15 protein-coding genes are annotated in these 12,795 nt (G+C 58.9%); 5 read left to right on the top strand and 10 right to left on the bottom strand.

What is annotated here, in order from left to right:
- The first annotated feature begins 108 nt into the window (after positions 1–108).
- Positions 109–645: an HNH endonuclease gene (locus tag NW852_RS07085; protein WP_414371660.1), complete on the top strand. Its 537-nt coding sequence runs from the start codon at positions 109–111 to the stop codon at positions 643–645.
- A 9-nt stretch (positions 646–654) separates the two neighbouring features.
- Here NW852_RS07085 and NW852_RS07090 read toward each other — a convergent pair whose 3' ends face one another.
- On the bottom strand, positions 655–1,590 hold the full coding sequence (locus tag NW852_RS07090; protein ID WP_414371658.1) for an alpha/beta fold hydrolase: 936 nt from the start codon (positions 1,588–1,590) through the stop codon (positions 655–657).
- Positions 1,591–1,697: 107 nt separating this feature from the next.
- Between NW852_RS07090 and ruvA the strand changes: the two genes are divergently transcribed.
- Positions 1,698–2,312 (top strand): Holliday junction branch migration protein RuvA, encoded by a 615-nt coding sequence (gene ruvA / locus NW852_RS07095; protein WP_414371656.1) that lies wholly within the window; start codon positions 1,698–1,700, stop codon positions 2,310–2,312.
- On the top strand, positions 2,309–2,932 hold the full coding sequence (gene nadD / locus NW852_RS07100) for a nicotinate-nucleotide adenylyltransferase (protein WP_414366291.1): 624 nt from the start codon (positions 2,309–2,311) through the stop codon (positions 2,930–2,932). The genes ruvA and nadD overlap by 4 nt, the downstream gene beginning before the upstream one ends.
- Positions 2,933–3,115: 183 nt before the next feature.
- Here nadD and psaC read toward each other — a convergent pair whose 3' ends face one another.
- The gene (gene psaC, locus NW852_RS07105; RefSeq protein ID WP_011429399.1) at positions 3,116–3,364 is read right to left on the bottom strand and encodes a photosystem I iron-sulfur center protein PsaC; all 249 of its coding nucleotides are present in this window, start codon (positions 3,362–3,364) and stop codon (positions 3,116–3,118) included.
- A gap of 283 nt (positions 3,365–3,647) precedes the next feature.
- On the opposite strand from psaC, the gene NW852_RS07110 reads away from it, so the two are divergent.
- On the top strand, positions 3,648–3,992 hold the full coding sequence (locus NW852_RS07110) for a hypothetical protein (protein ID WP_414426590.1): 345 nt from the start codon (positions 3,648–3,650) through the stop codon (positions 3,990–3,992).
- A 19-nt stretch (positions 3,993–4,011) separates the two neighbouring features.
- Here the strand turns inward: NW852_RS07110 and NW852_RS07115 are convergent, their stop codons facing one another.
- The 7 genes from NW852_RS07115 to NW852_RS07145 all read right to left on the bottom strand — a co-directional run bounded on the left by NW852_RS07115 (position 4,012) and on the right by NW852_RS07145 (position 11,084).
- Positions 4,012–4,365, bottom strand: a complete 354-nt coding sequence (locus tag NW852_RS07115; RefSeq protein ID WP_414426591.1) for a DUF3493 domain-containing protein — start codon at positions 4,363–4,365, stop codon at positions 4,012–4,014.
- 3 nt (positions 4,366–4,368) lie between these two features.
- Positions 4,369–5,010 (bottom strand): hypothetical protein, encoded by a 642-nt coding sequence (locus tag NW852_RS07120; protein WP_414371651.1) that lies wholly within the window; start codon positions 5,008–5,010, stop codon positions 4,369–4,371.
- 125 nt (positions 5,011–5,135) lie between these two features.
- The gene (locus NW852_RS07125; protein WP_414371649.1) at positions 5,136–6,440 is read right to left on the bottom strand and encodes a gamma-glutamyl phosphate reductase; all 1,305 of its coding nucleotides are present in this window, start codon (positions 6,438–6,440) and stop codon (positions 5,136–5,138) included.
- Between the two features lie 117 nt (positions 6,441–6,557).
- The gene (locus NW852_RS07130) at positions 6,558–7,010 is read right to left on the bottom strand and encodes a hypothetical protein (protein ID WP_414366283.1); all 453 of its coding nucleotides are present in this window, start codon (positions 7,008–7,010) and stop codon (positions 6,558–6,560) included.
- A 57-nt stretch (positions 7,011–7,067) separates the two neighbouring features.
- Positions 7,068–8,345: a hypothetical protein gene (locus tag NW852_RS07135; RefSeq protein WP_414426592.1), complete on the bottom strand. Its 1,278-nt coding sequence runs from the start codon at positions 8,343–8,345 to the stop codon at positions 7,068–7,070.
- Between the two features lie 22 nt (positions 8,346–8,367).
- On the bottom strand, positions 8,368–9,648 hold the full coding sequence (locus NW852_RS07140) for a hypothetical protein (RefSeq protein ID WP_414371645.1): 1,281 nt from the start codon (positions 9,646–9,648) through the stop codon (positions 8,368–8,370).
- Entirely contained in the window at positions 9,645–11,084 is a 1,440-nt protein-coding gene (locus tag NW852_RS07145) for an NAD(P)/FAD-dependent oxidoreductase (protein WP_414426593.1), read from the bottom strand. Before NW852_RS07145 ends, NW852_RS07140 begins: the two co-directional genes overlap by 4 nt.
- Positions 11,085–11,241: 157 nt before the next feature.
- On the opposite strand from NW852_RS07145, the gene gshA reads away from it, so the two are divergent.
- The gene (gshA, locus tag NW852_RS07150; RefSeq protein WP_414426594.1) at positions 11,242–12,378 is read left to right on the top strand and encodes a glutamate--cysteine ligase; all 1,137 of its coding nucleotides are present in this window, start codon (positions 11,242–11,244) and stop codon (positions 12,376–12,378) included.
- A 45-nt stretch (positions 12,379–12,423) separates the two neighbouring features.
- Here gshA and NW852_RS07155 read toward each other — a convergent pair whose 3' ends face one another.
- The gene (locus NW852_RS07155; RefSeq protein ID WP_414365213.1) at positions 12,424–12,624 is read right to left on the bottom strand and encodes a hypothetical protein; all 201 of its coding nucleotides are present in this window, start codon (positions 12,622–12,624) and stop codon (positions 12,424–12,426) included.
- Positions 12,625–12,795: the final 171 nt, after the last annotated feature.

Genomic DNA, 12,795 nt, shown 5'->3' on the forward strand with positions numbered 1-12,795 from the left:
GGCTTGCCAACTGCAGGGCTACCGTTCGCGTCAGCGGCGCGTAGCGCTTAAAGCCCGCTCCGTACTGCTTAGCGGTCGGAGCCGGGTAGTTTACCGGTGCGTAGCACTATGAGCAAGGTTTTGGTTTTAAATGCCTCCTACGAGCCGCTCAACGTCACCAGTTGGCGCAGAGCTGTCGTCCTTTTGCTCAAGGGCAAAGCTGAGCAAATCGAGCACAACGGCAAAGTAGTCTACGGCAACATCCCTCTGCCCACCGTCATCCGCCTGCGCCACTACGTTCACGTTCCCCACAAAGAGATTCCCCTGACACGCCGCAACGTCCTCTATCGCGATGGGCACCGCTGCCAGTACTGCGGTTGTTATGGCGAAGACCTCACCCTGGATCACGTGATCCCGCGCTCCCGCGGCGGCGGAGATACCTGGGAAAATGTGGTCAGCGCCTGTGTGCGCTGCAACGTGAAAAAAGGGAATCGCACTCCGCGTGAGGCTGGCATGCCCCTGCTGCGCCAGCCCCGCCGCCCCCACAGCACCCTTTACTTTGAAATCTCCAAAGCTGTCAGCAGCGGATCCTACCGGGAATGGCTGAAGTACGCCATTGGCCTGGAAGGAGACTCGCCGCCAGAGCCGGCAGGCAACCCCGGCTAGCTCTCAAGGCTAAGGATGCAGGTCTGAAACCGGCGCTGCTTTGAAAGGGGGAGGAGAGGTGGTGGCCGGGATCCCCGTCTCGATCCACTGGTGGATCAGGGCATTGACCTGTTCGGGGCGCTCATCGTGAGGGCAGTGGCCGGCTTCCAGGAAGTATTCCACCGCCTGAGGGTAGTGAGCCCGGTACAGCTTGGAGCGCTCGCGGGCCCGCATCCAGGGATCCCGTTCGCCCCAAATCAACAACAGGGGGCGCACCAAGCTGCGCAGCAGCTCATCCACATAGCGCCCCTTCTGCCCGCCCCGCATCAGGGCCACGAACACATCGGCAGCCCCCGGATCCCGTGTGGGGCGATGAATGTCTTCCACCAGTTGATCCGTCACTGCCGCCGGGTCGTAATAGACCTGCTTCAGCTTGGAGCGAATCACCCGCGGCTGCCGCAAATACTGAAACAATAGGTAAGACACCAGGCGCTGGCGCAGGCCCCAGCCCACCAGGACACGCAGCCATTGCCGCCAGCCAGAGGGGGATCCCTTAGCAGTGGAAAAGCCACCGGCTCCGTTAAGCAACACCACCCCCCGCACCCACTCCGGCCACTCTGCCGCAAGGCTGAGCACCACATAGCCACCCAGGGAGTTGCCAATGGCCACCACAGGCCGCCGGATCACCTGTTGACAGAAATCCCGCAGTTGATCCCGCCAGATCTCGGCGCGGTAGTCCCAGTTGGGCTTGGCCGAACGGCCAAAGCCGAGCAAATCGATAGCATAGACCTGGTAGTGTTGGGCCAACTCAGGGATATTCTTGCGCCAGTGGTCGGTGGAGGCCCCAAAGCCGTGCACCAAAAGCAAAGGCTGCCCCTGCTCGCCCTGTTTGACATAATGAACGGATTGCCCCCGCCAAATCCAGCGTGCCGAGATGGGAGTGGCCGGTGCCGACGTTGATACCATAAGGTTTGCTCGTGAGCTTTTCTCATTCTAGATTCATTTAGATTTTGCCTAGCCAGCTCCGAAGCCGCCGCCGGGCAAGGTATCCTAAACACCGGTTGGATACGCACATGATCGCGTTTTTGACAGGCCACCTCGTCGCTGTGGAACCGGGAGAGCGCAGCAGCCTCACCCTGGAGGTGCAGGGGATCGGCTATCGCATCCAGGCGCCGGCCCGTTTTCTCAAGCAACTGCCCCCTGTAGGAGAGCCTGTGCGGGTGTTCACCCATCTGCTGGTGCGGGAGACCGAGCTGGTGCTGTACGGGTTTGGCTCGCCAGCGGAGCGGGATCTGTTTGTGGAACTGATCAAAGTCCCGGGGGTGGGTCCGGCTTTGGGTCTGGCGCTGCTCAACACTTTCGCTTTGCCGGAGCTGGTGCAGGCGGTGGTTACCGAAAATGTCCGCCTCCTCTCCCTAGCCCCAGGGGTGGGCCACAAAACGGCCCAACGGCTGGCGCTGGAGCTGAAAAGCAAATTGGCCCACTGGCGACAAGGCCTAGAGAACGCAGATCGCCCTCTGGCTGGCGGGCCGCCCCCCTCTATCCGGGAGGAGGTGGAAATGGCCCTGCTGGCCCTCGGCTACAGCCTCCAGGAAATTCAAGCGGCCCTGCAAGCCCTTCCACCTCAGCCCCGGCAGACGGAAGACTGGCTGCGCGAGGCCATCAGCTACCTCAGCCAACAGCCATGAGTGGCTCAGCCCCCAAGCAGCGCCGCGTTGGCATTCTCGGCGGCACCTTTAACCCCGTCCACCACGGCCATCTGATCATGGCCGAGCAGGCCCTCTGGCAGTTCAACTTGGATCAGGTGCTGTGGATGCCGGCAGGGGATCCTCCCCACAAGCCCTTGGCCGCCGGCGCCAGCAAAGCGGATCGTCTGGCCATGGTGAAGCTGGCCATTGCCGACCACGAGCGCTTCGCCTGCTCCGAGCTGGAGATCCGCCGTCCTGGCCCCTCCTACACCATTGAGACACTGCGCTGCCTGATGCAAGAGCAACCCAACACCCAGTGGTACTGGATCATCGGGGTGGATGCCCTGCGGGATCTGCCCCAGTGGTACCAGGCGGAAGAATTGGCCCGCCTCTGTCACTGGATTGTTGCCCCCCGCCTCGATGCCGGTGATGCCGCCCAGGTGCTGCAGTCGGTGGCTGAGAAGCTGCCCATCCGGGCGACAATCTTGGACGCCCCCACCCTAACGCTTTCTTCCACCTACCTGCGTCAGCAAATCCAAAAAGGGGGATCCATCCGCTACTTGGTGCCCTCCGCTGTGGAGCACTACATTCGCCAACACCGACTCTATCTCGACCCTTGAAGAAAAAAAGAGGAGGGCTCCCCCCTCTTCAATCAACCCATTAACCCATTTGCTACAGCAACGGCCCGCCCAACTTTTTTTTTAGGGAGGAGAAGCTGAAGATTGAAGTTAAAGAAGTTAAAGATGCTGTTTCCTTGAGCGGGCGGGCAATCGCAAAAAATTGCAACCCAACCTGCCGGCAGCTTAGTAAGCCAGGCCCATGCTGCGGGTGGTTTCGGGCCCAAGATAGACGCGGATGCTCAGGAAATCAGTGGGGCAAGCAGTCTCACAGCGTTTGCAGCCAACACAGTCTTCGGTGCGGGGGGCTGCAGCAATCATGCCGGCCTTGTTGTTCCCCTTCCAGGGCACCATTTCCAACACATCGGTAGGGCAGGCCCGCACACACTGAGTACAACCGATGCAAGTGTCGTAGATCTTGACCGTGTGAGCCATTAGCGTTCTCCAGTCGAGCTCTTTGAAAGGTTAAAAAAGGTTTACCCCTCTGGCGTGGCAGCCACACCACTGCACAGGTGCCCTCAGTGTACTGTAGTCCTGCCCAGCCACCCCAATCTCCGATCCAAATGTTCAAACAAATTTACATCCCCAGGGATCCCTTGCCGCCCCGACGGGAAGGTCGCCCTCGCGGTTGGGCTAGGATCGCTTGAGGAAGAGCAGGGCAAGGATCCTACGAATGGGACGCTCGGTGCGGAATTGGAGAAGGCAAACTCGAAGCCAGATGCGCCGCCTGGGACCTGTTTTGGCCGGCATTTTGCAGGAAATCTATGAGGAGAACATCCCTCGCCTGCGCCGCTGGGATCGGCAGCTTACCAACTGGGTGTACCGCCGCGGCTGGAGGGTGGATCCCTCCTTGCCTAAGGTGGCTATCTACGTGTTGGGTACGGTGGTGATCCTAGCGATTCCAATTCTCACCTGGGCAGTTGTGGTTGCCTTGGCTGCCTTTCTCGCCATCCAAATGGTTCAAAAATGGCCCCAGGCAGCCCCCGCCAGGGATCGCCACTATCTGCCGAGCGCCGAGGCGGAGGACGACCCAGATCCCCGCCAAGAGGACTGGGACTACTGACAGGCCAGCCGTCCCTGCACTAGGGCAGGGCATCGGGAGGGGGCGACTCTTTTGGGCTGCTAAGGCGCTGCCTCATCTGTCTGACTAGCTTTTGCTGGGAGCGGTTTTCCAGCCTGTTTAGGCCAAGGGCGCCGGCCAGGATCCCTAACTGGAGGGCCAAGCTGGGCAGGGTAGTCTCCAGATCCCGCCCTGCCAAGGCCCGAAAGAAAAACACAAATGCCCCAACGGTAGCCGAGAACCCCACCGCCAGGTAGATGAAGCGCCGCAAACTGCGGTAAGGAGCAGCCAGTTCCGTGAGCAGCCTCACCCGATCCGCCGTCAGATCCTGGGGCAAGCTGGCTTTGGGCGAAGACTTGGGATCCGATTCCGCCATTGGCTATACCTCCTCAGGCAACAGCAAGGGATCCCGCCCAGAAATCACTGCCAAGCTTTCCTCGGCGGCCCGACAGGCGGCTAGGATATCTTGCTCTTCCCCGCCCAAGTAGACGCGGCCAAAGCTACCAAAAGGCATCACCTCGAGGATGTTGATCCGGGCCGATTTTTCTGCCTCATTGGCGGCCAGGGGGGCATAGCCTGCCGGCTGCACCTCCAGGATGTAAAGGGTTTGGCCCGCTAGAAGCATCTGGCCGCGGCGGAAACGGTTGATCAACTGGGTTTGGTGGGGATCGATGTTGCGGATGATCTGGCTAGAGATGATGCGCGGCCTTAGGCGCTCCCTTTCACTCACCCCCAAAGCCGCCAGGATGGCCCGCCCGGCAGTGCGGGTATCCCCCTGGTTGCTGGAGTGAACCTCCAAAAGACCGTAGAGGCGCTCTACTACCTGCAACCCTGGCCTTACCGAGGTGGCTTTGAGGGCGATGTCCATGACGCGGTTGATCTCAATGCCGGGGGAAATCTCGACCCAGAGGGAAGTGTCCCCCGGCAGGGGCAAAAAGCCCTGGGCCACCGTGCCCAGATAGGCGGCGTATTGGGGCTGGAGCCGATCCAAAAACACGTAGCTGCGTAGGTCAATCCCCAAAGGAGTTCTCCCCTAGTCGCCTGGGCTTTGTGGGATGACAAGCTGGGAGTGGATCCCTATCTTCAGTCTCGCCTGATCTGGCCAGCTTTGGAGAAGGGGGCCAGCGGGATCCCACCCTCCCACGGCTACAGGCCGCCCTGGGCCACCACCTTTACAGTTGTCAGGGCTTCCAGGTCGATGGGCCCGCGCACATGCAGCCGCTGGGTAGAAATGCCCAGGGACGGGTCGCGAATCGCCCCCAAGGTAGGGATCCCGCTTCCGCGGCCTGCTGAGAGGGGCGTGGTGTTGATGTGGATAAGGGCCGCATCCACCTCCTGGAGAAAGCGCTGGGCCGCCGCCTGGCTATCAGTGAGGATGGTTTCCGACTGATGGTAACCGTTTTTGTTAATCCAGGCGATAGCCTCCGTTAAATCCGCTACTAGCTGGAGGCGCAGATGGGGACGCCGGGTGGAGTCAAACCCTTCTCCCAGCGGCTGGAGCTGGGGAAATTGCTCTAGAATTGGGGCGGCCGCCTGGACATCGACCTCCCCCTGACTGAGCAAAGCTTCGACCAGCGCTGGCAGATGGCTGGCGGCCCAGTCGGCGTGGATCAGCAGCCAGAGGGTGAGGGGCTGGTAGATGGGGATCCCTTCTGGGCCATAGCGAGCCAAGGGATCCAGCAAAGCTGACTTCACCAAAGGCCAGGGAGCGGTGCGATCCAGATAAACATGGCCATAGCCCAGGTGGGTAGCCAGGATCGGCACTTTGCTAGCCTGCAGGAGAAACTCCACCCAGCCGGGGCGACCACAGGGGATTACCAGGTCCACGTAGCGGGTTTGCTGCAGCAGCAGTAGCAGCAGCGAGTCCTCTTGGGGATCCGCTGGCCGGTCTTGGGTGGGCAAGGCTTGAATGGCTCCTTCTGGGATCCCGTGTTCGTAAGCTGTTTCTGCCAATAGGGTAACTAGAGCCTGGTGGGTTTTCTGGATGGGGCCGCTGCTGGCCAAGAGCACGCCATTGCCCGTCTTGAGACCCATGCCAATGCCGTTGAGGGCAAACTCGGGGTAGATCTCATAGACCAAAGCCACCACCCCCAAAGGGACGCGGTAGCGGCCAATGAACAGCCCGTTGTCCTGGCGGTACCCCCTCTCCAGGCTGCCGATGGGATCCGGCTGTTGGGCCAAGAGAGCAAGCAACTGGGCGGATCGCTGCAGGCGCTCCGGGGTGAGCTTGAGGCCGTTGAGGATCCACTCCGGCACAGTTTGCTCGCGGCAGCTTTCCAGGTCGAGGGTATTGGCCTCTAAGAGGAGATCGGAGCGCTCCAGCAAACGGCGCGAGAGGGCCAGCAGGGCCTGGCGTTTGGTTTCGCCGCTCAAGCGCTGGAGCTGAGGCAGCAAGCGGCGCACCTGGCGCAGGGTGGTGCTGAGGTCAAAAGCTGAACCAAAATCGGTCACTCGCTTCCCTCCTGCCTGGCTGACCGACGACAGACCTGCTCCTGACCACTGCTAACAAGAAATGGCTAGATCCACAAGAGCTGAAACTGGGGATCCCTGGCAACGATCCCAAGCATCTCAAGGCCGACGCAGCAGCAGGATTGCCGTCGCCATCAACAGCGTTAACAACAGGCAAAGAATCAGGAACCAACTGAGCAACTGGGCTTGGCTGGGAAAGAGCACCGCGCTGAGAAACCCCACCCCCAAAGCAACCCCCAGGCTGAGGGTGAGGCCCAAGAGCATGGATCCCTGGAAAGTGCTTTGCCGGCGCAACACCCATTGATGGCCGTTCCAGAACCACATTTTGCGGTAGGGGTAGGAAACCGCCAGTTGCTCAATGTGCAGGCGGTCGGGGGTGATGGCAAAAATATGCTGGCAACGGCTGCAGCCAAAAGCCTCAGTCAAGGTAATCAGGCGCAACTGACCTTGGTGGCAACAGGGGCAGGGGTAAATTTTGGCGGGGTCAATGGTCTGAGCCACCCGCAGGGACGATTTCTGCCGAGGCAACTTGCGGGGAGAAGAAAACGCCACAGCTCGTAGTTGGGGAGAAGTCGGGATCCCTCACATCCTATCTTCAAGAAAGTGGAGTCAAGCTACCCAGAGATGGCGAACGTAGCGCCAGGTCAAGATCTGGTTGAGAACGAGGAAGATGAGAGCCAGAAGCCCATAGCCCAGCTTGAGAACTCTGCTCAGGTGGGGACGAGCCCAGAGGGGAAGAAAGCCCAAATCTGTGTGCTTGGCCCAGTGCACGAGAGCCAGCACGTGTACGACGTGAACCGGCAGGCAGTAGCGAATCATGCTTCGCTGGCCCAGGGGACTCATGCCGGCTACAGCGATGTAGAACATGGCCCAGGCAGCCAAATGGAGCCCCAGCCGCTCCTGCCAGCGCTGGCTCTTGCCGGCCAGGATACTCCACCCATCCAGCAAGCCTGTAACAACTAGGGATCCCAACGTAACAGACACAAACAGTTGGCTGAGAGCATCAGACCACAGGCCAGGATCCTTCACGGGTGCAGAAGGAGAGAGCAAGACTTGCCATCGCTCAGGGGAAAGAACATAGGTAGAAGCTTGGAAAAGGGCTTGGTAATTGGCCTGCACGCCAGTAAAGTAGCGCTGCATTTCCATGTAGAGATCCCAGCGGCCAAAGCGGAGCTGACAGTAGAGGAAAAAACTCAGCCCGCCCGACAAGGCCAAAACAACGGCGCTGGCTCTCCAAAACCAAGGGCGGGATAGCCGCAGCAGAGGAACCAGCGCCACCGGCAAACCCACAATGCGGGTGGCACTCATCACCAGACCGTGGATCCCGGCCAGGAGCCCTGACCTCATTGAATTCAAGTGGGCCGACCAATAGAAAAAACCCAACAAGCTGGCCGTAAAGAGGGACTCGCTGTAGCCCACGACAAGGTAAAAGCTGCTGGGATAGACCAAGATCATCAAACTTGCCAGGACTTGCCAAAGCAAGGGAATCTGCCAGCGGCGGTAAAATAGGAAAAGGTAAACCCACATCAGCCAACAAAAGAGCTGAGCAGTGAGATAAAGCCCCAGCTCCGGATCAACTCCTAATAGGCGGCTCATGGCGGCCACCGCCAGCGGATAGCCGGGAAAGAAAGCTGCATTGCTCTGGTCGTAGGCAATCTTGTCAAAGCCCACAAACTGATACCCCCGCTCTACAATGCTCAGGTACCAATAGCTATCGCGCTGGCTCAGGGCTGTAAAAGCAGAAGCATAGCTGCCGCGTTTTGTCCAGAGGTATATCGTTAACACTTGTAGGATAGTCAGCGCTAAGCCCAGCAAAAAAATCCGAGTAGAAAAGCCAACTAAACATTTGCGAATCTGCTGCAACAGAAGGCTAGGACGCAAACTCATCAGCTTCACCACCAAGGTTCGATCAAGCCACCCAAAGATGCTGGACGTAGCGCCAGGCGAGGATTTGGTTTAGGGCAAAGAAGACTAAAGCCAAGATCCAGTAGCCCAGCCTCAGGACACTGCCAAGATAGAAACGCACCTGTTGGGGGATGAAGCTGAAATCGGTGTATCTGATCCCATGCAACCAGGCCAGCACCTGCAGGGTGTGAACCGGCAGGCAGTAGCGGATCATACTTCTCTGGGCCACGGCACTCATGCCGGCCACGGAAATGGAGAACATAATCCAGGCAGCCAAATGGAGCCCCAGCCGCTCCTGCCAGCGCCGGCTCTTGCCGGCCAGGACACTCCACCCATCCAGCAAACTGGTAACAACTAGGGATCCCAGGGTGAGGGGAACAAACAGTTGACTGAGGGAAATGGCCCATATCCCATCCCCCAAAGCCTCGGAAAAGGAAAACAAAGACTGCCAGTACCCAAGAGAAAAGAGGGGGGCATAAGTACGAGGTTGAATAATAGCCAGGTAATCGAAAGAACTGGGGCCAAAGTAGCGCTGCATTTCCATGTAGAGATCCCAGCGGCCAAAGCGGAGCTGACAGTAGAGGAAAAAACTCAGCCCGCCCGACAAGGCCAAAACAACGGCGCTGGCTCTCCAAAACCAAGGGCGGGATAGCCGCAGCAGAGGAACCAGCGCCACCGGCAAACCCACAATGCGGGTGGCACTCATCACCAGACCGTGGATCCCGGCCAGGAGCCCTGACCTCATTGAATTCAAGTGGGCCGACCAATAGAAAAAACCCAACAAGCTGGCCGTAAAGAGGGACTCGCTGTAGCCCACGACAAGGTAAAAGCTGCTGGGATAGACCAAGATCATCAAACTTGCCAGGACTTGCCAAAGCAAGGGAATCTGCCAGAGACGGTAAAGTAGAAGGAGATAAACCCACACCAGCCAGCAAAAGAGCTGGGCGGTCAGGTAAAGCCCTAACTCAGGCTCAACCCGCAACAAGCGGCTGAGGGCAATAACGGCCAGAGGGTAGCCAGGAAAGAAGGCCACATTGCTCTGCTCGTAGGCAATCTTGTCAAAGCCGACAAACTGATAGCCCTGCCGCACAATCCCCAAATACCAATGGCTATCCCACTGGGTTAAACCCTTGAAGATGGAAGCATAGTCATCCTCCTGGCTCCAAAGGGAGATTAAGAAGATCTGCAACCCTGTCAAGGCTAAGCTTGGCAGCAGAACCTGGATAGAGAAAGGGGCAAGACGCTGCCGGCTTTGCCGCAACAGATGGCTAAGAGAGAAGCTCATCGCCGGACCTTCGCAGGTGGGGGTGGCACTTTGATCTCTTCTTGGTAATCGTCATCGGAGTTCACCTGCCAGAGATCGTGGCTGCCGGGGCGGAGGACGTTTTCCGCCGCCAATAGGCCCATCAGCAAGCTGTGATCCTGGTTGTTGTACTTAAACGAGCCGTAGCGACCCACCAGTTGCAAGTTTTCAAACTGGCCAAGATACCTCTGCAAAATGGCTAGATCTTCTTTGTAGCTGCCGGCATAGATAGGATAGGTGCGGGGCAGGCGCACCACAAAGCCGCCGCAGATCTTCTGGCCTTGCAGCAGGCCAATTTGGCGTAGCTCCTTCTCAGCCAAAGTCAGCAATTCCTCCTCAGGGGCTTGCCACAAGGGATCCCCAAAGTTGCACCAATACTCACAGCACAAGGGGGTTTGTTCCCGGTTGGGGAGCATAGCCGGTGACCAATTGGCAAAGTTGGTTACCCGACCAACCTGCACTGTTGGGTCGTTGATATACAGCCAGTTGTCGGGGAAAAGCTGGGATCCCTCCACAATCAAGTAAACCAAAACCGTGTTGCGAAACTTGAGGTTGCGGGCTGCCTGCAGCACTTCTGGGGGAGGCAGTTCCCGCAGGCTCTGCACCAACACTGTCAGAGGGATCGAAGAGATGACGTGGGAGGGGGAGACCCATGTTTCCCTTCCATCCTGAAGATGGCGCAGTTGCAGCTCGACAATCCGGGATCCCTCATGCCTAAGGGCGATGACCTCCGTATTTAGCCAAACTTCTTGACCCTCGGCCAGCAAAAACTCCTGCATTTTTTCGTAGAGCTGACCGGATCCCAGGCGAGGAAACTGAAATTGGTCAATCAGTGATTTGACAGAGCCGCGCTTCCACCCCAGGGCCTTGCGGATGGCTTGCCCAAGGCTGAGACCTTTGATGCGCTGGGCAGCCCAATCGGCGCTGATTTCGGTACAAGGGATCCCCCACAGCTTTTCCGTGTAGCCTTTGAAGAACATCTGAAAAAGCCGGCTGCCGAATTTTCCTTTGACCCAGTCGGCAAAGTTCTGGGGAGCTGGGCGGGGGATGAGTTGGGCCCAGAGGTAGGAAAGGACAATGAGCAGACTTTCCCACCAGCCAACTTTGCGCAGGACTTCCCAAGCTTGGATGGGGTACTGAAAATATTGCTTGCGGTAGTAGATGCGGGTAAGCCGCCGGACAGTCACCTGTTCGGATCCCAAAACCCGGTTCCACAGCTCCAGCACCGCTGGGATCTTGGTAAAAAACCGGTGCGGGCCATAGTCGAGAATGAACCCCTGGTAGCGAATGCTTTTGGCCAGGCCCCCGACCCTGTCTTCTCGTTCCACCACCACCACGGGGAAGCCTAGCTGGGTCAAGCGATAGGCAGCCGCCATGCCCGCCGGCCCCGCCCCTAGGATATAGATGGGATCCCGCACTCCATTCTTCCCCCCCAGCTGCATCCAAGCATTGCCAAGCATTTTAACAGTAGGACGAGAAACTCCCCCTCCAGTGGCCAATCTCCTGCAAAATCTCAGGAAAATGGGTGAAGAAGAGAAAGGTTAAACTGATGGGGCTGCGGCTGGAGGCTGGCCTGTGCTGTTGACCAAGGGCTTTGAGGTAGAAATGTACACCGGCACCGCCGCTGGGGAAGTGGTGGGCCTATCGGATCGCATCTGCCAGGCTTTGCCGGAGTTTGTGCGAGAACCCGATCGGCGCAACGTCGAGTACATCACCCCGCCCCTTCGCCGCTACGAAGACCTGCTCTGTGCCTTGCTTCGGCCTCGCCTGCAACTGCGGCAGTTTTTGCGCCGTCTTGGCCCCTACACCTTGCTGCCGGGGAGCACGCTGGCTTTGGGCGGCAGTGACCACTTCGAGCGCTCGGATCCGGGCAACCCCTACCACGACTACATCGAGCGCACCTACGGCACGCGGGTGGTGACCGCCAGCATCCACATCAATGTCGGTCTGCCGGATACGGAAGCCATTTTTCTCGCCTGTCGCCTATTGCGGGCGGAAGCCCCTCTTTATTTGGCCCTGAGCGCTTCTTCTCCTTTTCTGGACGGCCAGGTAACGGGCTACCATTCCAGCCGTTGGCAGGTGTTTCCCAAAACGCCGGCCCAGGTGCCCTTCTTCCGGGATCACGCCCACTACATCGCCTGGATGCAGGAGCAACTGGCCCTGGGCACGATGCAGAACGTGCGCCACCTCTGGACTTCTGTACGGCCCAACGGCCCGGAGCGGCCCTATCACCTCAACCGAGTGGAGCTGCGCATCTGCGACCTGGTGGCAGATCCGGTGATGATCCTGGCCATCACCGCCTTGGTAGAGGCCCGCCTTTGGCAATTGCTATCCCACCCGGAGGCGCTGGATCCCTTGGGGGGGCCTTTTACCCCAGCGGAGCTGGAGAGTCTTTGCGAGGCCAACGAGCAGGCTGCTGCCCGTGAGTCCCTGCAAGCTCGGCTGATTGACTGGCGCACCGGCCGGGAATGCTTAGCCCAGGAGTGGATTGAAGAGCTGCTGACTGAAGCGTGGCGCCTGGGCCAGCCCCAAGGGCTGGGTTGCTTCTTGGCTCCCTTGCAAACTCTGCTCCAGGAAGGCAATGAGGCCCAGCGCTGGCTGAAGCAGGTCAACCAGGGATCCACACCTGCCCAGGTGTACCAACGCGCCATCCAGGAACTGGCCGAACAAGACCGAGAAAGGCAGGAGACCCTCTGCCAACTGGTTGGCTGAGCCTCTGCGCAAGGCCACTTTGACTTAGGTTGGCCTAGCCCTGCTTTACCCCTTCCCGTAGGGCTTGCCGAGCCCCACAGCTCCTGCGTCCAAGGTCAGCAGCGAAGCCGGCAGAGGCGGCACCGTCGCCACAATGTAGATGGCCACGATGTAAATGGCAATGAAAAAAAGCATTGGCCCCAGCAGCCCCAAGTCTTCCACCAGAGCTTTGGCAAACCAGTCTTGAATAACTCCAAAAAATCCCAATCGATGGGCTACCCAAAAATAAGAACGGCCACGCCCAAAAGGCCAGCAAGCTTCAGTAGAAGCTGCCGCTTTGCGGGATTTGCTCTGGGTTGGGACAGGTCTCCTAGGGCGCTCGAGAGCATCAGAAAGCTGTTGCTAGATAGGCTAGAGCAGCCAGGCTAGGAAATACCT

Source organism: Synechococcus sp. H60.1 (genome assembly GCF_047462335.1).
Lineage (GTDB): Bacteria > Cyanobacteriota > Cyanobacteriia > Thermostichales > Thermostichaceae > Thermostichus.

Excerpts from the sequence above, each read along its gene's own strand:
- NW852_RS07085 (WP_414371660.1), top strand. The coding sequence starts at position 109 with ATGAGCAAGGTTTTGGTTTTAAATGCCTCCTACGAGCCGCTCAACGTC.
- NW852_RS07090 (WP_414371658.1), bottom strand. The coding sequence starts at position 1,590 with ATGGTATCAACGTCGGCACCGGCCACTCCCATCTCGGCACGCTGGATT.
- ruvA (WP_414371656.1), top strand. The coding sequence starts at position 1,698 with ATGATCGCGTTTTTGACAGGCCACCTCGTCGCTGTGGAACCGGGAGAG.
- nadD (WP_414366291.1), top strand. The coding sequence starts at position 2,309 with ATGAGTGGCTCAGCCCCCAAGCAGCGCCGCGTTGGCATTCTCGGCGGC.
- psaC (WP_011429399.1), bottom strand. The coding sequence starts at position 3,364 with ATGGCTCACACGGTCAAGATCTACGACACTTGCATCGGTTGTACTCAG.
- NW852_RS07110 (WP_414426590.1), top strand. The coding sequence starts at position 3,648 with ATGCGCCGCCTGGGACCTGTTTTGGCCGGCATTTTGCAGGAAATCTAT.
- NW852_RS07115 (WP_414426591.1), bottom strand. The coding sequence starts at position 4,365 with ATGGCGGAATCGGATCCCAAGTCTTCGCCCAAAGCCAGCTTGCCCCAG.
- NW852_RS07135 (WP_414426592.1), bottom strand. The coding sequence starts at position 8,345 with ATGAGTTTGCGTCCTAGCCTTCTGTTGCAGCAGATTCGCAAATGTTTA.
- NW852_RS07140 (WP_414371645.1), bottom strand. The coding sequence starts at position 9,648 with ATGAGCTTCTCTCTTAGCCATCTGTTGCGGCAAAGCCGGCAGCGTCTT.